Annotated in this window: 14 protein-coding genes; 6 read left to right on the forward strand and 8 right to left on the reverse strand. The window is 67.2% G+C overall.

Features of this window, described 5'->3' with window-relative positions; genetic code table 11:
- Window positions 1-383: 383 nt before the first annotated feature.
- The 6 genes from LLH23_11250 (at window position 384) to LLH23_11275 (ending at window position 10,156) form a co-directional block, all read left to right on the forward strand.
- Window positions 384-791: a hypothetical protein gene (locus tag LLH23_11250; GenBank protein ID MCE5239058.1), complete on the forward strand. Its 408-nt coding sequence runs from the start codon at window positions 384-386 to the stop codon at window positions 789-791.
- Window positions 792-1,027: 236 nt separating this feature from the next.
- Window positions 1,028-1,993 (forward strand): hypothetical protein, encoded by a 966-nt coding sequence (locus LLH23_11255; GenBank protein ID MCE5239059.1) that lies wholly within the window; start codon window positions 1,028-1,030, stop codon window positions 1,991-1,993.
- 176 nt (window positions 1,994-2,169) lie between these two features.
- Window positions 2,170-3,282, forward strand: coding sequence for a TMEM43 family protein (locus tag LLH23_11260; protein ID MCE5239060.1), 1,113 nt, complete (start codon window positions 2,170-2,172; stop codon window positions 3,280-3,282).
- 163 nt (window positions 3,283-3,445) lie between these two features.
- A complete protein-coding gene (locus tag LLH23_11265) occupies window positions 3,446-5,683 on the forward strand; it encodes a response regulator (GenBank protein MCE5239061.1) in 2,238 nt (745 codons plus the stop codon).
- 141 nt (window positions 5,684-5,824) lie between these two features.
- Window positions 5,825-8,755: a discoidin domain-containing protein gene (locus LLH23_11270; protein ID MCE5239062.1), complete on the forward strand. Its 2,931-nt coding sequence runs from the start codon at window positions 5,825-5,827 to the stop codon at window positions 8,753-8,755.
- 69 nt (window positions 8,756-8,824) lie between these two features.
- Window positions 8,825-10,156, forward strand: coding sequence for an aspartate aminotransferase family protein (locus LLH23_11275; protein MCE5239063.1), 1,332 nt, complete (start codon window positions 8,825-8,827; stop codon window positions 10,154-10,156).
- Window positions 10,157-10,250: 94 nt separating this feature from the next.
- Here LLH23_11275 and LLH23_11280 read toward each other — a convergent pair whose 3' ends face one another.
- The 8 genes from LLH23_11280 to LLH23_11315 form a co-directional block, all read right to left on the reverse strand.
- The gene (locus LLH23_11280) at window positions 10,251-10,907 is read right to left on the reverse strand and encodes a DUF4159 domain-containing protein (protein ID MCE5239064.1); all 657 of its coding nucleotides are present in this window, start codon (window positions 10,905-10,907) and stop codon (window positions 10,251-10,253) included.
- 20 nt (window positions 10,908-10,927) lie between these two features.
- Complete coding sequence (locus tag LLH23_11285) at window positions 10,928-11,929, reverse strand: hypothetical protein (protein MCE5239065.1); 1,002 nt, start codon at window positions 11,927-11,929, stop codon at window positions 10,928-10,930.
- The gene (lptC, locus tag LLH23_11290) at window positions 11,926-12,639 is read right to left on the reverse strand and encodes an LPS export ABC transporter periplasmic protein LptC (GenBank protein ID MCE5239066.1); all 714 of its coding nucleotides are present in this window, start codon (window positions 12,637-12,639) and stop codon (window positions 11,926-11,928) included. Before lptC ends, LLH23_11285 begins: the two co-directional genes overlap by 4 nt.
- 107 nt (window positions 12,640-12,746) lie before the next feature.
- Window positions 12,747-13,340 (reverse strand): carboxypeptidase-like regulatory domain-containing protein, encoded by a 594-nt coding sequence (locus tag LLH23_11295; GenBank protein ID MCE5239067.1) that lies wholly within the window; start codon window positions 13,338-13,340, stop codon window positions 12,747-12,749.
- Between the two features lie 121 nt (window positions 13,341-13,461).
- The gene (locus LLH23_11300) at window positions 13,462-14,625 is read right to left on the reverse strand and encodes a carboxypeptidase regulatory-like domain-containing protein (protein ID MCE5239068.1); all 1,164 of its coding nucleotides are present in this window, start codon (window positions 14,623-14,625) and stop codon (window positions 13,462-13,464) included.
- Between the two features lie 47 nt (window positions 14,626-14,672).
- Window positions 14,673-16,955, reverse strand: a complete 2,283-nt coding sequence (locus LLH23_11305; GenBank protein ID MCE5239069.1) for a hypothetical protein — start codon at window positions 16,953-16,955, stop codon at window positions 14,673-14,675.
- Between the two features lie 93 nt (window positions 16,956-17,048).
- Window positions 17,049-20,195: a hypothetical protein gene (locus tag LLH23_11310; protein ID MCE5239070.1), complete on the reverse strand. Its 3,147-nt coding sequence runs from the start codon at window positions 20,193-20,195 to the stop codon at window positions 17,049-17,051.
- 293 nt (window positions 20,196-20,488) lie between these two features.
- Window positions 20,489-21,172, reverse strand: a complete 684-nt coding sequence (locus tag LLH23_11315) for a hypothetical protein (GenBank protein ID MCE5239071.1) — start codon at window positions 21,170-21,172, stop codon at window positions 20,489-20,491.
- Between the last annotated feature and the right edge of the window lie 281 nt (window positions 21,173-21,453).

Raw genomic sequence — 21,453 nt, forward strand, 5'->3', positions numbered from 1 at the left:
CGTCCTGGAGCGGCGGCCCGAGCGGCGACAAGCCCCAGAGCGGGCGCACGGCCCCGACTCCGCCCTGGCGCAACCCCGGACCGAGCAGCGGCGCCGACCGGTGGAACCGCTCCGCTCCGCCCTCCACGCCGCCTTCTGGGCCCGGCAGCGCCGACCGTGACCGGCCCGGTGGGCCTGGCGGCCACGACGGACCCGGTGGTCCTGACCGTGACCGTCCCGGTGGGCCCGGCGGCCACGACGGCCCTGGCGGGTTCGACCGCGACCGGCACGATGGACCTGGCGGCTACGGCGGGCACCATGATGACGATCGTCGCTTCCGCTGCGGACGACCCGACTTCGGGTATCGGCCCGAGCACCCGTACCGCTTCCACCACTCACACTTCGTGGACTTCCGGCTGTTCATTGACATCTTCAGCACCGACGACTGCCGCCTGTACCGGTCGCCCCAGTTGTACGAGTACCAGTTTGAGGGAGCAGAGATATGGGCGGCCGACGGCACCTTCCTGGGTGTCATCGCCCCGGGCTACAGCGTCTACGAGTCCATCGCCAACCCCGACGGGCCGTATGGCAACCGCTGGTCCCCGCGCAGCATCTGGAACCACAACTGCCCGTATGGCTCCTACTACAACTCGCTCAGCCCCTGGGACCCGGACACCTGGACACCCCCGCGGCTGTACCGAGATGGCGACTTCATCGGCTACCTGACGGTCAACACCGATCTGGCGCCGCGCGTGGGGCCGATGTGGCTGGCCCGGTGGCTGCGGCCGTACAACTACCTGGACTATCGCTAGACCCCTGTCGTCCCTGTCTCTCCCGCGCGAGCCGCAGGCCCTCCGACCTGCGGCTCGCGGCCTATCTGGCCGCCCGCCAGCGAAGTGGTATCTTGACATTTACTACCATATGTAGTATACGTACTTCGGTGGTAACCGGAGACGGGTCGCGTGCCCTCACGGTAGCGCGGAACCTGAGCCCGACGACGGGAAGCACCTGACGAAGCGCGGCCGAGGCCGCTGGAGAAGAGATCACCATGAAACGCAACGCGTGGCTCACACTGCTGGTGTCTGCGCTGGGGGCGCTGATGGCGTACCAGGCGGCGGCCCAGGGGGCGGGGGCCTCGCAGCCGCGTCGCGACCCCGCTCGGGCCTACAGCGCGGCCGAGGTGCAGTCCCAAGGGCCGCGGGGGGGCAGGCGGCCCGCCACCAACTTGCACGGGCCCCACTCCAACGGCGAGGGCTGGTCTGTGCCCTCACCGGGCGACAAGCCTGACCGTGACAGGCCCGACGGCGACAAGCCTGGCCGGGATAAGCCCGACGGCGACAAGCCCGGCCGCGACAAACCGCCCACACACGATGACCACAACAATGGCGGCCCGCCCCCGGGAGGCCCGGGCCACGGTGGGCCGGGCCACGGTGGGCCGGGCCATGGTGACGGCGGCGGACATGGTTGGTGGGGACCGGACAGGCCGAGCTGGAACCTGGGCCCGAGCCGCTACCACCGCCCGCACTACTGGAGCATGCCGGGATACTACCCCAACTTCTACTACTACTACGACTGGTACTACCCCCGGTACTGGGACTACCCGAACTGGGCCGAGGACGAGGACGAGAGCCGGGGCGACTGGGACAACTACGATACCGCCTACCCGCCGGACCCGCAATTGCTGGGGCGCATCGTGGGGGCCGAGATCTGGGCTGCCGACGGCACCTACCTCGGCGTGATTGACCCGGACCGCAAGAACAAGGATTCCATCTGCAACTCCGACGGCCAGTACGGCAGCTTCTACTCGTCCACGAGCATCCTCAACCCACGCAGCGACTATGGCGCGGGCAAGGGTGAGCTGAGCTGCTGGGACCCGACTACTTCCACGCCGCCGCGCCTCTTCTGGCACGGGCGCTTCGTGGGCTACCTGTCCACCAACCGCGACCTGCACCCGCGCACCGATCCCGCCTGGGTGCTCGAGCGCTGGCTCCCGGACGCGCGCGCCGAAGACTAGACCATGCTGCCATCGCCAGAGCCGCAGACTCACCCGAGCCTGCGGCTCTTTGCTTTGGGGGCGCGGAATCGTGGCTCCTAAGGAGGTATGAAGGCGGTACACGGCGAATCTCCCACTAAGACGCTGGTTCGTGCCTATTCTGGCGACGTCGAGATTGAGGACAGGGAGCGGCGCTCATGAGCTTCAACGTCAACCTGGGCGGGGTAGGCGTGAACCCCGGACGAGCCGCCGCGGGCGGGTGCGGCTCTGTCTTCGGCATGCTCTTCGGCATTGTCCTCATTCCTCTGAGCTTCTTCATGGTGTACTACGGCGAAGCCAAGCTGGTGAACCACGGCGTGGTGTTCGCGCGCACAGCCATGGTCACCGCTGACGCCGCCGCGGCCTCGGCAGGAGGCCAGCTCGTCAAGTTCAAGGGCCGCCCCACGGGCGACTTCATCCGGTCGGAGCGCTACGGCAAGCCGGTCTTGTATTGGCACAGGTCGCTGGAGCAGTATGAGGCGGACCGCGACTCCGAGGGGCATGTGGACTACGACTGGGAGACGAAGTCCAGCGCGAGCCAGTGGGCCAGCTTCAGCATCAGCGGCATCCAGATTGTCGCCGACAAGGCGAATGCTGTCGGTGAGAAGACGGTCTTCAAGGGCGTGCGACGCCCCTCCGACAAGGACTTTCGCACGGACCGCCTGGACCAGACCCCGCAGGTCGGGGACCAGCGGCTGACGGTCCAGGTCATTGACGCGGACCAGGAGCTGATCGTGCTCGGGCAGGTCACCGGCAAGAGCTGCAGCGGTGGCTCGAGCTTCGTGGTCAGCGCCCTGGACGAGGCCGGCACGGCGGCCGCCCTGCGCCTGGAGTACAAGATCATGTACTGGGTGCTCAAGGGTGGGGCCGTCCTGGTCATGTGGATGGGCCTGCTGTCGTTCTTCGGGCCCCTGATGAGCCTGGTGGGCTGGGTCCCTCTACTGGGCCAGCGTCTCAGCGGGGCGTTGGCCTTCGGCGCCCTCTTCATGTCGCTGGTGGTGGTCGGGGTGACGACCGTCGCGGTCCAGTACTTCTGGGTGATCGTCGCGATCGTGGTGGCGGTGATCCTGGTACTCACCATCCGGGGTATCACGTCACCGCGGCAGCGGCCGGGCACCGTCCCGCCGGTGGGGGCGACGTACGTGCCGCCGCCGTCTGTCCCTCTGCCGGGCGCGACCCCTCCGCCGCCTGCGCCGACGACATACGCGCCGCCACCGGCGACGATGCCTCCGCCGCCGGGAACGCCACCCCCTCCGCCGCCGTCGAACTAGCAGGCGGGAGGGCTGGAGTTGACCCGGTCTTGAAACTCGGCTTACCATAAGCTTAGCTACATGGGCTATGCTGGGCTGCTGCAGAGGGGGCGGAGGGGTGTCGGCAGCATCTGTCGTTGAGGTGGCGGGCGGCGCGTGCCTGCGCTGAGGAGAGGCGATGACCATGTCCGAGCAGTCTATGAGTCTGGTGCGGGAGGGGGGAAACCTGCTGCGTGAGGAGCACAAGATCCGCCTGGCGGTCGTGCTCATCATGCTCCTGTTCCTGGTCACAGGACACCAGCTCATCAAGGACGCGGCGGCGGCGTACTCGGTCTACGTGGCTGTGGCACTATTCGTGGTTGGCCTGGTTCTCTCGCAGCTCAGCAGCATGCGGACGCGCCACCTGGGCGTCCAGCAGTTCCAGATCAGCGCCGTGGCGCTGGCGCTCATTGACCTCGCCGCCGTCACTCTGCTGCTCCGCGGCACCGGCGGCCTGCACAGCCCCTTCTTCGCCTTCTATGTCGTCTCCCTCATCTTCGCGGCCGCCTTCTTCCGCGGGCTGGAGCTGGCCCTGCTCACCGCTCTGGCCACTGTCCTGTACATCGGCGCCTCGTGGGGCGACGTGGCCACCCTGGGCCTCTCCTACATCTGGTACCTCTCCGCCCGCCTCATGGCGCTGGTCCTGGTGGCCTGGTACGCCTACGCCCTGTCCTCCGTCCTGCACCGCGAGAAGGACGCCAACGACCAGTTACTGCGCCACCTGACCGAGGGCGTCATCCTGTTCAACGCGCAGGAGCGAGCCTCGCTGATCAATGTCACGATGCTGAACATGATCGCCCTGGAGGAGGACGAAGTCATCGGCCACGGGCGCGGCGACCTGGTCGCCAGGAGTAACGTCCTGAGCTGGCTGCTGGGCGATGTCGGCCACCGCGAGGGCGGCATCAAGACCCGGATCGGCTGCTTCCCGGAAGCCGACCTACCCCTGGTCGAGTGCACCACCATCCCCTGCGGCGTGGATGACGAGACCGGCGGCTGGCTGCTGGTGTGCAAGGACCTCCGCGACCTCAACACCGACCCCAAGTCCGCGCGCCGCCAGACGTGCGACAAGCTGGCCCCCCTGTCCAACCTGCGCGCCCTCTCCGAGGCGCTCTACGGCATGGCGGAGTATCTGGATGACCGCAAGCGCTGGCAGGCCATCGAACTCATCGAGAAGCACACCCTGGCCCTCCAGTCGCTGCTGGCGGACATGCTCCACGGGGGCGAGGAGCATGAAGAGGGCCTGGACCTGGGCTTTGTGGACATCTCCAGCCTGCTCGCCAACACGCGCCGCCTGCTGGAGATCCAGCCCGGGGCGCGCAGCCTGGCCATGGAGATCTTCATCCAGCAGGGGCTGCCTGAGGTCAACGCCGACCGCGCGCGCCTGGGCCAGTGCCTGCTGCAGCTCTGCCGCGCCCTGATTGCCGTCGGCAAGGACGAGGACAAGCTCGTCATTGACGTCCGCTCCGGCAATGGCACCGTGGTCTTCACCCTCGAACTGGTCAACAAGACCGACCCGGACGCCCCGCCCGCGCCGCTGACCCCCGAGGAAGTGGCCCAGTTTGGGGAGCTGGCCGATCTGCCGATCTTCCGGGTCATCGAGGAGCACCATGGGCGCTGGGAGTGCCTGCCGGACTGCTCGCACTTCCGCCGCGTGATCTTCGAGATGCCCGTGGCCGGTCCGGCCCACGTGGAGGAGACGGAGGCCCTGGAGGCCGCCGCGGCGGGCCGCGGCCGCACCGCGGGTCCCCTGGAGCCGGCGCTGGCGGCCGAGGTCACCAACCAGCTCAAGAACACCCTGAACGTCATCCGCGGCTACGCCGAGATGGCCGCGCAATACGAGGACCCCGAGCACCTGCGCGAAGCCCTGACCCGGTCTATCGAGCTGAGCGACCAGGCCTCGGACCTGGTGGAGACACTGCAGCCCTCCACCGGCGACTTCGACCTGCAAGTCAAGGTCCCCGAGGGCGAGGCGGAGCCGGAAGCCGCGCCCGCCCCCGCCCTCGCCGCAGCCCCGACCGCCAAGCACGTGCTGGTGGTGGACGACGATGCCGCCATGCGCGGGCTACTGGTGGATGTGCTGAAGTCGGTGGGCTACGAGACCGTCGAGGCCAACGACGGCCGCGCCGCGGTGGAGCACATCCGCCTCCATCGCCCGGCTCTCGCCTTTGTGGACCTGTCCATGCCCCGCGTCACGGGCGTGGAGGTCATGAAGGAGGCCAGGAAGTACGCTCCCGGCCTGCCGGTCGTGCTGATGACCGGCTACGCCACGCAGGTGGCCCTCGAAGCCCTCGGCGAGGAGAAGCCCTACGCCATCCTGAGCAAGCCCTTCACCATCGGCGAAGTGGTGAGCCTGGCACAGGCCGTGGTGGGCGAGGCCGAGTAGCCTGTCGCGAGGCCCGTCGCGCTCCCCGTTGTCCCCCTCCGGGACGCACTCCCATGCCGCCCCACCTTCGGCAGGTCTCGCACCCGTGCCTGGCGAACAGGCCCCAGCCTTTCGCCAAGCTAGGAGTGGTGCCGGATGGGAATGCGTCGTCTGCTCGTTGCCGTTGTCTTGCTGCCGTTGCTGATCTCGTTCGCCGGTGCGGCGGGGCTCGTAAAGAACCCCGAGTTCGTGGACCGCGCCGCCGGCAAGGATAGCTGGCCCGCCGACTGGGCCGCCGCCCCCGCCGTGGCGCCCCTGTATGCCGCCGTCAACGACGATGGCTGCACCGACAAGGACTGCCTGCACTACGCGGGTGAGGCCGGCCAGGCCCTCGGGCCGGTCACCCAGAGCCTCACCCTCAAGCCCCAGACCGACTATGTCCTCGTCGCCTCCTTCAAGAGCGACGGCGCCCTCAAGCCCGTCGTGCGCCTGATGGGGCCTGACGGCCAGTTGGCCATGGTCGTCTCCGCGGGCGCCAAGACGTGGCAGACGGTGAGCGCACGCTTCAACAGCGGCGTCGCCAGCCGCGGCACGCTGGAGCTTTGGGGCGATGCCCAGGCCCTCAAGAGCCAGCCCGCCGCCGCTGGGGCCGCCGCCATAGACGGTGTCAACGTCTACCTGCCCGGCGAGGTCCCGACCGCGGTCGGCGTCAAGGCCACCTTCACCCCGCCCGGTCCGAATGTCGCCCTGAACAAGCCGTACACACTGTCGCCGGCCCCCCACTACGGCTACTGCACCGACCCCGGCGACAAGACGCAGCTCACCGACGGGGTCTACACGGTCGGCTACTTCTGGACCCAGAAGACGACCGTGGGCTGGCAGCACGCCAACCCGGTCATCATCAGCCTCGACCTGCAGCAGGTGCAGCCCATCGCCGGGCTGTCCTTCAGCACCGCTGCGGGCGTGGCCGGCGTCGCCTGGCCCAACAGCATCCTCGTGCTGGTCAGCGATGACGGCAAGACGTGGGCCTCGCCGGGCGATCTTGCCGCTCTCGGCACGGTGAACGGCGCGCCCCCGACCGAGCCCTACTCCACCTTCCGCTTCGCCACCGACGCCCTCAAGACGCACGGACGCTACGTGAAGCTGTACGTGGACCAGATGCCGTACACGTTCGTGGATGAGATCGAGGTCTACCAGGGCCCTGCAGCCTTCGTGCAATTGCCTTACACCAAGATCACGAACGACCCGATGGTGATCTTCGCCAGCAAGCGCGTGCACACGGCCGTCGTCTGGCGGCTGCGGTCCGACCTGGCAGATACCCGCGAGGCGATCCAGCACTCCAACCTGACCGCCGAGGCCAAGGAGAACCTGCTGCAGCAGGCCGACACCCTGGCGGCGCAGATTGAGAAGCTGCCCGAGGAGCTGCCTGCGGACTTCAAGACCATCCTGCCGCTGAACGATCTGCACGCCCACATCTATGCTCTGCAGGCATCGGTGCACAAGGCCCTGGGCCTGCCGTTCCTGACGGCCTGGCAGGGCAACCGCTGGGACCCGCTGGGGCCGACCGCGGTCCCGCCCGACAACCCGAAGGCGCCGCCGCACCTGCGGGTGCAGATGATGCGGAATGAGATCCGGGGTGAGGCCTTCAACCTGACCAACTCCTCGCCCGCCCGCATGACCCTCGACCTGCAGATCACCGGCCTGCCGGGCGGCGACAACCCCGCCTATGTCAGCGTGCGTGAGGTGCCCTGCACCGACACGCTGGAGCGCAAGCCCATCGCCGATGCGCTCCCCGAAGCCCAGAGGATTGACGGCAGCTACCGCATCACCGTGTTGCCGGGCATGACGCGGCAGGTCTGGCTGAACGTCAACTCGCTGGACCTGAAGGCGGGCAAGTACACAGGCAAGGTGACCGTCAGCGGCAGCCGCATGGCGGGCCAGATCACGATGCCCTTCACGCTGCAGGTCTACCCGTTCGACTTCCCGGCCCGCCCCAGCACCCATGTCGGCGGCTGGGACTACAACAACGGACCCGGCACCTATGATGCCACGCCGGGGAACCAGGCGGCGCTGATCCGCACGCTCACCGCCAACTACGTGGATACCCCGTGGGCCAACTCCGCCGTCCAGCCGGCCAACGTGAAGTTCGATGCCGACGGCAACCTGACCACCGAGGCACAGTTCACCAACTGGGATGAATGGGTCGCCAAGTGGCCCGGCGCCAATCTGTACGCCGTATTCCTGTCGGTAGGTGACAGCTTCGCCGGCGAGAAGATGGGGACACCCCGCTTCACGCGCATGGTGAGCGAGTGGATCACCGCCTGGGTGAAGCACCTGGGCGACCAGGAGCTCAAGCCCGAGCAGCTCGTGCTGCTCCTGTACGATGAGCCCCACGAGCCGAAGGGCTACGAGATCATCAAGACGTGGGCCCAGGCGATCAACGCCGCCCAGCCGCGCGTGAAGCTGTTCGAGGACCCGACCAGCAGCGACCCGACCCAAGTGGACCCAACGGTCTGGCCGGAGCTGGACATCCTGTGCCCGAACCTGCCGATGCTGCTGGGCGCGCCGCCCTCCTTCCGCGACTTCTTCGCCGGCCTCAAGCAAAGCGGCAAGGAGCTGTGGTTCTACTCGTGCTCCGGGCCGGCCAAGCTGCTCGACCCGATCACTTACCACCGCAGCCAGTTCTGGTGGAACATCAAGATGGGCGCCCAGGGCTCCTTCTACTGGGCCTTCGGCGATGAGGGCGGCGGCAGCTCCTGGAACGCCTACATGCAGAAGCGGACCGGGTACAGCCCGCTCTTCCTCACGCCCGACAGCGTCACCGACGCCAAGCACATGGCCGCCATCCGCGAGGGCGTACAGGACGTCGAGTACTTCGTCATGCTGCGCAACCGTATCGCCGCGCTGGAGCACAAGGGCGTCAAGAGCCCGCTGCTGCGCGAGGCGCAGAAGCTGCTGACGGAGGGCCCGGACCGCGTCCTGGCCACCATCGCCGCCGACAACCTGAGCTGGTCGGTAGCCAAGGACCGTGGCGTGATGGACGAGGTGCGGGTGGAAGTGCTGGAGATGCTGACCAAGCTGGCGAAGCTGTAGCCGCCAGCCCTTCGCGTGGGCGCGCGTGTCCCATGGCGCGCCCACGCGGCCTTCCTCTGGAGGTCCATGATGGCCTACCACGGCGTCCCCAAGTCCAACGCGCTCTACGACCGGGCGCTGGAGATACTCCCCGGCGGCACGCAGCTCTTCTCACGTCGCGCCGACCGCTTCGTGCCGGGCGTGACGCCCATGTACCTGGAGCGGGCCGAGGGCGTGCACCTGTGGGACGTGGATGGCAACGAGTACCTCGACTTCGGCATGGGCTGCGGCCCGGTCATCCTGGGCCATGCCTATCCCGCCGTCACCGAGGCCGTCATCGCGCAGGCCCAACGCGGGAACTGCCTGACTGTCAACAGCCCGCTCGAGATCGAGCTGGCGGAACTGCTGATCGACCTGGTGCCCTGCGCCGAGATGGTGCGGTTCCTCAAGTGCGGGGGCGAGACGAACGCGGCCGCCGTCCGCATCGCCCGTGGGTACACAGGCCGCGACGTCGTGCTGTTCTGCGGCTACCACGGCTGGCACGACTGGTACCTGGCCGCCAATCTCCTCGGGCCGGACACGCTCAACGGCCACCTGCTGCCGGGGCTGGACACGCGCGGCGTCCCGCAGGCCCTGCAGGGCACGACGATCCCCTTCGAGTACAACAACCTCGATTCCCTGCGGGCTGCCCTGGAGCAAAACCGCGGGCGCGTCGGCTGCATCATGCTGGAGGCCGCCCGCAGCAAGCGCCCCGCACCGGGCTTCCTGGAGGGCGTGCGGGCACTGGCCGACGAGTACGGGGCGGTCCTGATCTTCGATGAGGTCGTGACCGGCTTCCGACTGGCGCTCGGGGGCGCGCAGGAGTACTTCGGCGTCACACCCGACCTGTGCACCTTCGCCAAGGCACTCTCGAACGGCATCCCCCTCGGGGCGGTCTGCGGGCGGCGCGACATCATGGCCAGCGCCGCCACGATGTTCATCTCCAGCACGTACTTCAGCGACACGATCGGTCTGGCGGCCGGCGTGGCCACACTGACGGAACTGCGCGACCGGCCCGTCATCCCGCACCTGTGGGCGATGGGGGAGAGGCTGCAGGAGGGGCTCCGCGCGCTCGCGGCCCGGCACGGATTGGCCTTCCACTGCGACGGCTTCCCGCCGGTGCTGCACATGGGCTTCGACGAGCCCGACGAGCATCAGCGCGTCGTCATGACCACAGTGTACCTGCAGGAGTTGGTCAAGCGGGGCATCCTGTGCCTGATGGGGGCGTACCTGAGCTACTCGCACACGCCCGAGGACATTGACGCGTACCTGCAGGCGGCGGACGAGGCTTTCGGGGTCATCAAGCAGGGCCTGGCGGCGGGGGATCTGCAGCGACGCTGCGAGGGTGGCCTGTGGGGGCAGCATTTCCGACGGCTGGTGTGACGCAGGCGCGATCTGGCGTGTCGCCCTGGCAGCGTACCCGATCGTCCCGTAGCGCGGGCGGCCTCGCCCGCGCGCGGCGGGCCCCACGGCCGGCTCAGTGGGTCAACGCATAGACGACGAGGTTCAGGCCCATGCGCAGGGCCGCCAGGCGCCGGTCGGGCGGATCGTTGTGCACCTCGGGGCTCTCCCACCCGTCCGACAAGTCGGTGTTGTAGCTGTAGAAGAGCACGACGCGGTTCTCATGGATGATCCCATAGCCATGCGGCGGACCGCCATGGTGCTCGTGGATCTTCGGCAGCCCCTGGGGGAAGTCGAACACGCCATGGTAGAGCGGGTGGGAGAAGGGGATCTCCGTCAGGGCCTGGTCGGGGAAGACCGCCTTGAGCGCCGGGCGGAGGGTCTCGTCCAGGCCGTAGTTGTCATCCACATGCAGGAAGCCCCCCGACAGCAAGTAGCGCCGCAGCCGCGCCGCCTCCGCCGCAGTGAAGGCGATCCTCCCGTGCCCGGTGGCGAACAGGAGCGCGTAGTCCATCAGCTTGTCATCGGCGAGGGTGACGACGTCGGGTTGCTCGGGCAGGTCGAGGGTCGTCTGCTCGCGGGCGAACTTCAGGAGATTGGGAACCGAGGAGGGGTTGGCGTACCAGTCGCCCCCGCCGCCGTACTTCAGGCGGCCGACGCGGAGCGCCGCCCCGGCGGGCAGCGCCAGAGCCAGAGACGCACTCACGAGCAGCAGCAGGCGGAGATAGCGCATGGGTGATGGGGACGGCACACCTACCGACCGTTCGCAGGGGGCGGGGCCGGGGCGGACTGTGGCTGGGACGGGGGCGCCGGCTGCTCCTGGGGCTTCGCTGGCGGCGCCGGCTGCTTGCTCTCCTCGCCCTTCTTCTTGCGCAGCGTCACCCCCGATACGCCCTGCGCCTCGAAGCGGTCCTCATCCACCCAGATGACCGCTTTGGCGCACCGCATCTCGTCACCCTTCTCGGTCGTGACCACGACATTGCCGGTGAGGGTGAGCAGGCGCGGGAGGTCCTCATAGACGGCGGTGTCGGCCCACGCCGTCCGGTCCTCCTGCACGGTCTTGACGCGCGGCGTGGCGATCATCTTCTTGACGTCGTCGGCGTAGTAGTACTCCAGCCGCTCGCAGGTCGTGGTGCTCTTCTTCTCCCAGTAGTCCTCGAAATGCTCGGGCTCCTTGCTGGTCCGCTTGTACTTGTCGGTAATGGCCGAGGCGAGTTGGCCGGCGGCCGGATTGGCTCCGCCGTTCTTGCCCCGGGCGCCGCCCTTGCCCGGCTTCTCCAGCGACGGTGTGGGCGCCCTGCCCTGCGCGCTGTTGATCTTCTTCTGGGTAACGACGGTGACGTTGCCGGTGATGACGGCGATCTCCTTGCCGAAATCCGCGTCCAGCAAGTCGCCCGTGATGACGCTGTTGGGGTCGGTGATGCGCAGGTGGCCGCGCGCCCGCGCGGTGTCGGCCTTCTCGTCATAGTCGGCTTCGTCGCAGTACAGCTTCATGTCCTCGCGCGCGAAGACGACATGGCCGCGCAGGTGGTAGATGTCCCCCTCCCGACTCAGCGCGTCCACCCACTCGACGACCAGGCGCTCCTGCTTCTTCTTCTGGGGCTGGCTGGCCGCGGGCTTCGGCTCGGCCTTGGGCTTGTCGCTCCGGGTCGGCTCGGGGGCTACCTGGTTCTCGGCGGGGCCGAGGCTCGGCCCCAGGAGGAGGGCGAGGACGGCGAGGAACCAAGCAGGATGGCGCAGGCGCGGTGTTGTCATGGCCGTCCCCCCGCGGGAGCGACGAGTTGGCGCGCTTGCTCGGGATTGAAGACCGCCTGGGCGTTGCGCATCTGGAAATCCTGCGTCTTGACGTTGTAGACGAGTTCGCGCCCGACCAGCTTGTTCGTGCCACTATACATGCGCACCACCCCGGGCGCCTTGACCAGGTCCTGGTCCACATAGTAGCTCAGGCCCACGGTGGTGACCGCTGCGTTGGCGCTGCGGAAGGTGACCTTCTGCGGGCAGACGAGCCGCCGCTCCTTCTCCACCCAGCGGACTTTCTCGGTGGTGATGAGCGCCCCGCGTTGGGAGACGGCGCGCACATCCCCGGCGACCTCCAGGTCGCGCTGGGCCGTGTTGCCCCGCGCGGTGCGGGCCGTCAGGCGGATGATCGGCGCCCCGTTCTGGTCGTAGATCAGGGCTTCGCGCATGCCGGCAGCGGCGACCGCCTGGCTACCGGCGGCAATCTTCAGCTCATTCAGTTGGACCTGCCACGCCAGCCGCCCGCGCTCGGTGCGGCGCAGCGTGGGGTTCTGGACGACGACCTCCTCGCGGGGACGCGAGGGAGCATTCGTCACGGCTGAGGGGGGCCCTGCTGGTTGGACCGAGCGGGCATGGAAGTAGTTCCACCAGAGCGTCGCCCAGTAGCCCAGGCCCACGCCAGCCAGGAGGATGATGACGACAGCAATCGGGACACGGAAGCGGTGCATGTGGCGTTCCGGGTGCGCCTCGCCCTGCACAGGCGGCGCGGGGCAGGCTGGCTGCCTGCCCCGTCAGATTTCCCAAGCGTTTTGCGGCAGCGCTGCGTCCGCCGGCCCTACCAGGGCTCGTCGGGTGGGTAGATGCCAAGTTGGAGGTCCGCTGTCGCCTCGTCCCCGGCGACCACAGTAACGTACACGGTGGCCCGGGTGCTGCGATCGTGGCTGAGGGCACGCACCCTCTGGTAACCCGATGGTACATTGTAGAGTGTGTAGGAGCCATCCTCCCGTGTGAGAGCCGTGCAGTCGCCTGAGGTCACGGTGGCCTCGTCCGCCGCCTCGCCTCCCACCTCCGATACCGTGCCGGTGACGGTACCCGTGCCGGCGATGGCGGTCGGCGTCATGTACAAGTCGCCCAGGTCCACCTCGCCGGTCCGACCGGTCAGCGTGACCACCAGGTTCTGGTAGCCCGCGGCCGCGAACGTCACGTTGCCCCCGGCCGGGACCTCGGCTACGTCGAAGGCGCCGTTGGCGTCCGTGGTGCCACTCACCCCGGAGGCGACGACGCGAGCGTCCTCGATCGGCTGGAGCGAACCGTTGTCCAGCAGCGTTCCTACGATCCGTACCACGGCCTGGGCGCCTCCGCCGCCGCAGCCACTCAGCAGGGCCAGCGCGAAGGTGAGCATGACGATGAAGACCACGTAAGAGCGCAAGTTAGGATCTCCCCTTCCGGAGATGCGGATGGCACAAGTGTACCAAAAAGCCCGGCGTTAGGGAATAGGGACCGGCCGCAATTGGGCGACGCTGCGCCGGCGCCCATTCGTGCCGTCCGCTCTATCCCACCGTTATCACGAAGTCCACACCGGTGAGGATGCGCCCACCGTAGGGCACCGTCACCGTCCGCCGCACCGACTTGGCGCCGTAGGTGGCGGTGATGCGGTACTCGCCGGGTGTCAGGAACATGGTGTACACGCCGGAGGCCGGGGTCGTGACGGTGGCCCAGGTCGTGCCCGAAGCCGTGTCCACCGCCGTGACGACCGCCCCGGAGTTGTCCTCCGCGCCCACGAGGGTGACTGTGCCCATCAGGTTGTACGGGCTGGTCGGCGGGTCTGGCGCGGCGGGCGACATGGTGAAACGCAGCCTGGCCATGCCCGGCAGCACACTGACGCTGGTCTCGTAGTCGTCGTAGCCATCGGCCGTGACGGTCACCTCGTGCGTGCCCACCGGCACGGCGCTGACCGTGAAGGAGCCCGTGCTGTCGGTGGTCACGTCCGCCACGTCGCCGAAGTGGACCAGGGCCCCGGGGATCCTGGCATCGGTGAAGGTGTTGACCACCACCCCCGACACGTCTACGGTCGCGGTCCCGGGGATGAGTGACAGGTTCACATCCGGGCTCACGCCGCCGCCGGCGTCCTGCACGACCGTGGTCTCGACGGAGCCCGAGGTGACGAAGCCGTCCGCCTCGGCGGTCACGGTGCTGACGCCGATGGGGATGCCGCCGATGACGTACTGGCCCGAGCTGTCGGTGTACCCGGAGAGCTGCGTGGTGCCGCCGGTGGCGACATGCGTGAACTTCACCAGCGCCGACGTGATCGGCGCACCCGTGGAGCTGGTGACCGTGCCACGCACCGTCCCGGTCTCGGTCGTGTCCACCGGGTCCAGTTGGGCCGTGTAGAACGTCACCACAGTCATGCTGAGTTGGATCCACTCGGTGATCGTGGCATAGCCGGGTGCGGTGACGGTGACCGGCTGGGTAGGCGGGGAGCCGGTGCCAAACGGCACGCCGCGTAGGACCACGCTCTGCTCCTCGACCGTGACGGTGCCCCGCACGCCGCCCACGATGGCGGTCGCCTCGACAGTGATGTTCTCGTCGGTGGAGGTGTCCACAGCCTCCACCACCACGACGGCCGAGGTAGGCGTGGACGATGTGGGCACACTGGAGCAGCCGCTCAGGACAAGGGCGGCCAGCAGGCACAGGATGAGGGAGCGTCGTATCATGAGTGCGTCCCTGGCAGATGATCGGGCAGGCGTGGGCACTGGGTCTCCTATTCGGTCACGGCCGGGAAGATGAGCGTGACACCGTCGGAGACCAGGCACCGCAGCCAGTAGGCCTCCCAGGGCTGGCAGGCTTCGGCTAGCTGGTAGCCGACCGTCTGATCGTAGGCATAGATTCCGTCTTGCACCAGATGCGCGGCCACCGCCGCGTCCCAGGTGACGGGGTCGTTGGCTCCCTGCCGCACCTGCAGGCTGTCCAGCGTCACAATCGAGAGCCGCGGGCAGCCCACGAGGTTCCAGCCGGCCTTCACGTCCATCTCAAAGGTCTGCGCGGTGTCGGGCTGGAGACCCTCCAGGTTCACCGTCGTGTCGGCCGGGACACGCCACCAGTAGCCTTGCCCGGGGCTGTGGAACTCGAACTGCGGCCACAGCTCCCACTTGTTGTCGCCGGCCAGCAGGGGGTTCCACCAGGCCAGCAGCAGCTTCTCCAGCGGCACGCCCAGCACCTGAGTCAGGTCGGAAGACAGCGGCTTGAGCGGCAGTGACATCAGGTACAGGCCATTGACATCGTAGGCGAACGTGTGGCTGGCCGTGGCATGGCTGCCGGACTGCAGGAGGCACATGTACGAGTCCCAGCCGATGTTGCGGATGGCGGTGACCGACTGCCCTGCCTCGTTGGTGAAGGTGATCTCCACCTGCATGGGGCTGAGGTCGGTACTGGTGATGCGGCTGCCCCACACGCCGCGGTTCACGCTCACCCCCGCCAGGCCGTCGCCGCCGGTCACGTCCACCGAACCGGTTCCGTCGCCGACGATCGCGCCGTAGAGGTTGTTGCTGCTGGAGTCAAAGCCCCGTTTGGCGTAGGGGTACGCGTACTCGCCCCGCAGCCCTTCGACGTCAATCTGCACCGTAATCCGTTGGGCGCCGCCGACATTGTAGAAGGTCGGGATGAGGTAGCCTTCGCCGGGCGTGGCGCCGCTGGAGGAGATGGCGATCGCGTTGCCCTCTTCGGCGTACAGCTCAACACCGTTGGTGTAGTCCCAGTAGACCGTGGCGGCCGTGCCGCCCAGCGGCGTCTCGTCGCCGGCGCCGGAGGTCTGGTACAGCTCGCAGATCAGCGCCACGCTGTCTTCCAGCGGGACGTTCCAGGTGTAGAGCTTTTTGCCCACCTGCACGCTGGTATCCAGCACGTACTGCTGCTCGTACCACTCCACGAAGGGCGTGCCTTCCACCGTGGGCACGACGCTGGCGGCGATCTCCTTGAGCGACGGGATGTCACCGGCGAGGTCGGAGGTATAGGCCGCGTAGTACGCCGTGTTGAAGTCCTTGAAGAAGTCCTCGTTCTCGATGTAGCACTTCAGCCACGCCGCGCGCGCCATGGCGATGCGCCAGGCCAGCATGTTGGTGGCGCCGGAGGCCGGGTAGAAGGTGTTGTTGCCCAGTTGCTCCTGGTTCTCAGCTTCGTAGACCGACAGGCAGTAGAAGGGCCCCGGGTCAATCGGGTCGTAGCCGGGGGAGACCCCGGGCGTGGTCTGGATGACGTAGGCGGCCGCCCCGATGAAGCCTTGCTCCCACGCGTCGTAGTAGAAGATGGCGTCATCGTGGAAGGCGTTGAGCACCAGCATGAGCAGCACGTAGGTGTCTTCGGCGAAGTTGTCGGTCAGGGCCGGGAGGCGGATCTCATTGGCGCTGGTGTCGTAGACGCCCCCCTGGATGTCGGAGATCGTGGTGTCCTGGATGATCTTGACCGTGTTGCTGAAGGCCGGCGGCCCGTAGATGGACTTGGCCTTGGCGTAGGCCGTGGTGAGGTAGCTCTGGAGCGAAGCCTGCTCCGCGCTGGTCCACCCCTCGAACTGGAAGGTCAGGTTGTTGGCGGGGTCGCCGATGGCGGCGGTCGAGACGGTGGCCCCCGTCGCCCACAGCGACCGGGCCGAACGGCGGCCGCGCAGGCGCGACGACTTGCTGCTGGTGTAGCTGGCGCTTTGGCGCTTGGCGAGGTCTGTCTGTACGAGCTTGCCGTCGAGCGTATGAACCAGGGTCCGCGGGAAGCGCACCTCCCCCTTGTGCTTGGTCAGGTTCAGGTCCTGGATGTGGCTGTAGGTGACTGCGGCGCGGTGGAGCAGGTTGGGGTTGTGCTGGCGGTACGTCAGCAGGCCCTGGGTGCCCGCGGGGTTGGTCACCCCGGACCGATGGGGAATGACGATCGGGCCCATGGGCCCGTTGGCGCGGGTCGCGAAGCGCGTGTTGTCCGTGTTGCGGAAGCCGGCATGGCCGGCTCCGCTGCCCAGCAACAGCGCCATCAGAGCGATGAGCAGTGGGTGTCTGCTATGCATGGTCTCTCGGTACCCCCATGGGCTGAGGCTCACGCCCCCGCCCGCATTGTCCGTCGGCGCCTCCGGTGGCATGGTCCGAAGACGCGACGGCTCCTACCACCACGTCGAATACAGGTCGTCCAGAGCCTGCCAGTCCTCCACCCTCAGCAACTCCTCGCCGAGCGTGCTCGGCAGCCCGGCGCTCTCGTCCTCGGTCCGCTGGCGCTGGCCGCTGATGTTGCCCAGGCCCTGGTTGAAGCCGGTCTTGCCGCTGAACCCGCTCCCGAACACCTCGTAGCCCTGCGGCTGGCTGGTGGCCTGGTCTCTGGCCAGGCTACTGAAGGGGTCCCGGTAGCCGCTGCTGAGCGACGAGCCCAGGGATGAGCCATAGCGGCTCCTGCCAAAGCTCGTCAGGCTCGTGCCGGCGCGGTACCCGGTGAAGCTGCGCATGCTGCTACTGCCGCCGCTCATGCCGCTGCCCCGGCCGCCCACCCCGGTGTTGAACTGGGTGTCGAGCTTGAGCATGAATGTGTTGACCAGGTAGTTGTCATCCCCGGGGGTGAGACTGATGTCGCCCCAACGCGGGTCCGTGGCGCCCTGGCTGACGTTGCGAGCATAGCGGTAGGCAAAGGTCAGGTCAGCAAAACTGGCCAGCCGGTGGGTGTAGCCGACCTCGATCTGCTGCCGGGTGTAGTTGGAGGAGCCCACGTAGTCCGCCAGTTGCCCCGTGAAGGACACCTCGGAGGTGTCGCTCAGCGTGTACGCCACGCGCGCCTGTATGTCGGACAGGTCGTTGGGCACGATCCACATCTTCTGGCTGGAGCCGTAGCCGCTGTAGGTCGGGCTGGAGCCGGTCGTCAGGTTGTAGTTGAGCGCGAAGTTCCAGCGACTGCCCGGAGGGCGGTAGTTGGCGCCCAGACTCGTCGTGTTGTTGAGTACGCTGCCGCGATCCTCGTCCAGGTAGTCCGTCCTGTCGTTGGTGTAGGAGGCACTGAACGAGAGGGCCTCGCTGAGCATGTAGCTGGCACTGATGCTGCGGGTGGTCTGCGTGCTGTCGGTCAGGTAGCCGACGTTGCCGCCGCTGGTGTACTCCCGCTGCGACCAGCCGAGATCGAAGCTGAGCTTCTGCGAGGGGCTGTAGCGGATCGAGAGACGCTGGGAGTTGTCGGTGTAGCGGTCGGTGTCGTCCTCGTCCGTGTCGCTGCCGTCGTCGCCCCCGTCGCCGTTGTCACCGTCGGCGAGCAGCCGCGCGAGGGTGCTGGCGGAGCTCAGGCTGCTGCTGGTGTTGCCGACCGAGCTGGTCAGGGTCAGGTCGTAGTTGATATCGAGCTGGCTCCAGGGGCTCCAGTGGACCGAGACCTGGTCATTGGATGACGAGGAGCTGCTCGCATTGTCCAGCGCTGACGAGTCATTGCGGCTCTGGGTGAACGAGAACGACAGCTTGTCGCTGGGGCGGTAGCTGGCCGACCACTGCAACTGCTGCGTGTCGCTGCCGTCGCTGGTCGTCGAGTCCTCGGCGGACAGGTAGGTCTGGTGGGCCTGGTTGTAGCTGGCCGATATCGAGTAGGGCTTGCCCGTGGGCGACCAGTTGAGGCTGGTGTTGTTGTAGGTGTACTTGCTGTCGCTGCTGCTGCTGGCGTTGGAGAGCTGCTGGTACTCCCACAGCAGGATGGGCCAGTTGGGGAAGTCCAGACGGAGTTCCATGTCGCTGCGGCTCGTATCCACGCTGAGGCCGCTTGTCGTGCTGCCGTCTTGTGCCAGCTTCACCGCGCTGGTGCCCGTGTAGTACGTGCTCGAGCCGAAGGAGTAGCCCTCGCTGCTCTTCAGGCTCGAGTAGGTGCCGCCCAGGCTCACATGCTCGATCGGCTCCCAACTGGCGGAGAAGTCCAGCCCGCGGCTCCGCGTCGTATCGCTGACCGAGTCCATGTAGGTGAACGTCGGGGCGACATTGCGGTACTGGCCGGTGATCCTGAGCTTCGGCGTCATGTAACTCAAGCTCGTGCGCAGCGCATCGCCGGAGTTGGCGGTGCTCCCGCCGTCGCTCCGGCCATACTCGGCCTCCAGGCTCAACTGGGGCGAGAAGTGATAGAACATGTCCACGCCCAGGAGCGCGTTGTCGCTGACGGTCTCGTCGGTGCTCAGATCGTAGTAGTAGCGGATCGTGACCATGGATGTGGCCGGGACCGCACTGCGGAAGATGATGCGGCCGATCGAGCGGTAGGCGTCGTAGTCCACGTTCTCGGCCTTCTCGAAGCCGTCCACGAGCACCAGCAGGGCCTGCTCGATGACCTGCTGCTTCCCCTTGTAGATCACGGTCTTGCCGTTTTCGATGATGGGGCTGAAGTTGACATCGAAGGGGCCGGTGGAACCTGATCCGGTGAAGACGTCCTCCTGGTAGCCGACTGTGTCGCTGGCGTTGCCCTCCGGGTAGTCCTGCTTGATCATCGTCACGCCGACTTGCGCCCGGTTGTGCATGAGGGGCATCAGCAGGCGCGCCCCGTACAGCATGCTGCCTTGCGCGTCGCCGCCGGCCGACTGGTAGGTGACGGTGATGGACGAGGTGTCGGGGATGATGGTGGACTTCCCGCCCTCCACCTCGAAGTAGAGCTGGCCGGAGTCGTAATCCAGCTTGTAGTCCACCCCGAACTGCATCCGCTGCTCGTTGACCTTCACCGTCTCCGAGCCCTCCATGACCGGGGTGTAGGTCAGGAAGTAGGGCCCGGTGGTGTTGTTGCCGCTGATCGTCTGCTTCCGCGTGATGGACTTGGTGGTGGAGTAGAACCCCCGGAGCAGCCCCGGCCCGATCTTCTGATCGAGCTGCCACCCCTTGACGGACTCCGAGAACGAAGCGAACCCGTTGCCGGACAGGTCAATGTTCAGGTCGCCGTAGTAGACGGCCGTGCTCTTGCCCACGTAGCCCATGACGAAGCTGCTGGTGGAACTCCCGTAGCCGCTTGAGGAGAAGTCGGCCTTGAAGGCAAACTCCTTCCAGATGGGGCCTTCGAGACTCAGGCTGCTCTGGCGAATGAAGGAGTCCGTGTCCCAGCGCTGGCCCGAGTAGGCGGACTCGGAGCCCTGAACCAGGTTCTGCTGGAAGGTGAGGTCATTGGAGCCGTTGATCTGCAAGCCCTGGAACAGACCCCAGTCCTTGAACAGACGGTTCACGCTAGAGAACAGGTCAGCCGACGCCGGCGCCGCCGCCATCGTGGAGACGAGAAGCAGCAAGCTGGCCTCAGCCAGACGCAGAGACAACGATTTCATCGGCGCTCGCGGGTGTGCAGTGTATGGTTTGGACCGTGGCCTCTGCCCAAAGGTTCCGCCGGTGCCCCGGGTGCTGTTGCCATAGGAGCCTGTCCGGATGGCGAGGACAGGCTCCCAAGGTTGGCCATCACCGGAGTACCCGCAGTTGCGGGCAAGTGGCAGAACCCGCGCCTTGTCCTCGACCCTGAGCTATCGGGAATGCCCCCCTCACCTACGTGCTTCCCGACATTCCACCCCGTCCGCGCGAGGTCGCCACTCAGGGCGCCCGGTTTTGCTGCTCGCGCTCACCTGCCTCATCCACCCTCTTGCGGTTGGCTTCCTCGCGACCTAACAACGTCCTTCATGATACCTTCAACGAGTCCAGTCGCGACCTGCTGGGGGAGCTTCGCGCCTCCCTGATGCGCGATCTGCATGACCGCAGCATATTGCCGTGAGCTGGGAGGCGTCATGACAATCCATCTGGCCCCGATCGCAAGGTGAAGCAGGACATGGCTGAACGACCCCATCGCAGGGATGGGCTCCTCGAATGACGGTGGGGGCTCCCATAGCAGCACCTCGGGCGGACCGACCAGTCCCCCCTTGACCTCGGCTGTGAGGTAGTACTCCTGGGCGTTCTGACGCACCGCAACGCCGAAATCCACCGCAAGCTCCAGCACGGCGTCTACACCCAGGGACTTCACAAGTGGACCGCAGTCGAGACCTCCCCCGCCCTCTTGGCGAACGTAGGTTAGGCCCTTCACTGGGCTGTACGCATCAGGCGGCACCCCTGTCGCAGCAAGGCTCCGGTAGACTGGGTCCACGACCACCTTCTCGACTGGGATGAACTCGACAACTGGCGGCGCCTTCTTGGCCGCCTCCCGGAAAGCAACGACGAGTTCGTCCATGAGTTCCCTGTGGGTGTTGGTCTGGGGTGCAGTGGAGCACTTGCCGACGAGCGCCACTAGTGCCACCTTCTTGACGTTCGCCACTCTGACCACGCGCGCTCTCTCCTGTTGGGAGGGGGGGGGGCACCCACAGAGCAAGCAGACCCCCACGGCGACTGTGCTCATACACCAGACCACTGCGGACGTGCGCACATTCATGTTACCCTCCCGAAGCGCTTGGGTCGTAGCCGCGCGTAGCCGGCCATCGAGCCGGCAACCCAACTCTGACTTCCATCATCGCCTACTGAAGTCTGGGTATGTAAGGAAACACTCAGGCGGTGGGTGCCGCGTCGTGTGCGGCAGGCCCCGCCGCTGGCCGTGGAGCCCGCCGCACA

The organism is bacterium, from assembly GCA_021372615.1.
GTDB lineage: Bacteria > Armatimonadota > Zipacnadia > Zipacnadales > UBA11051 > JAJFUB01.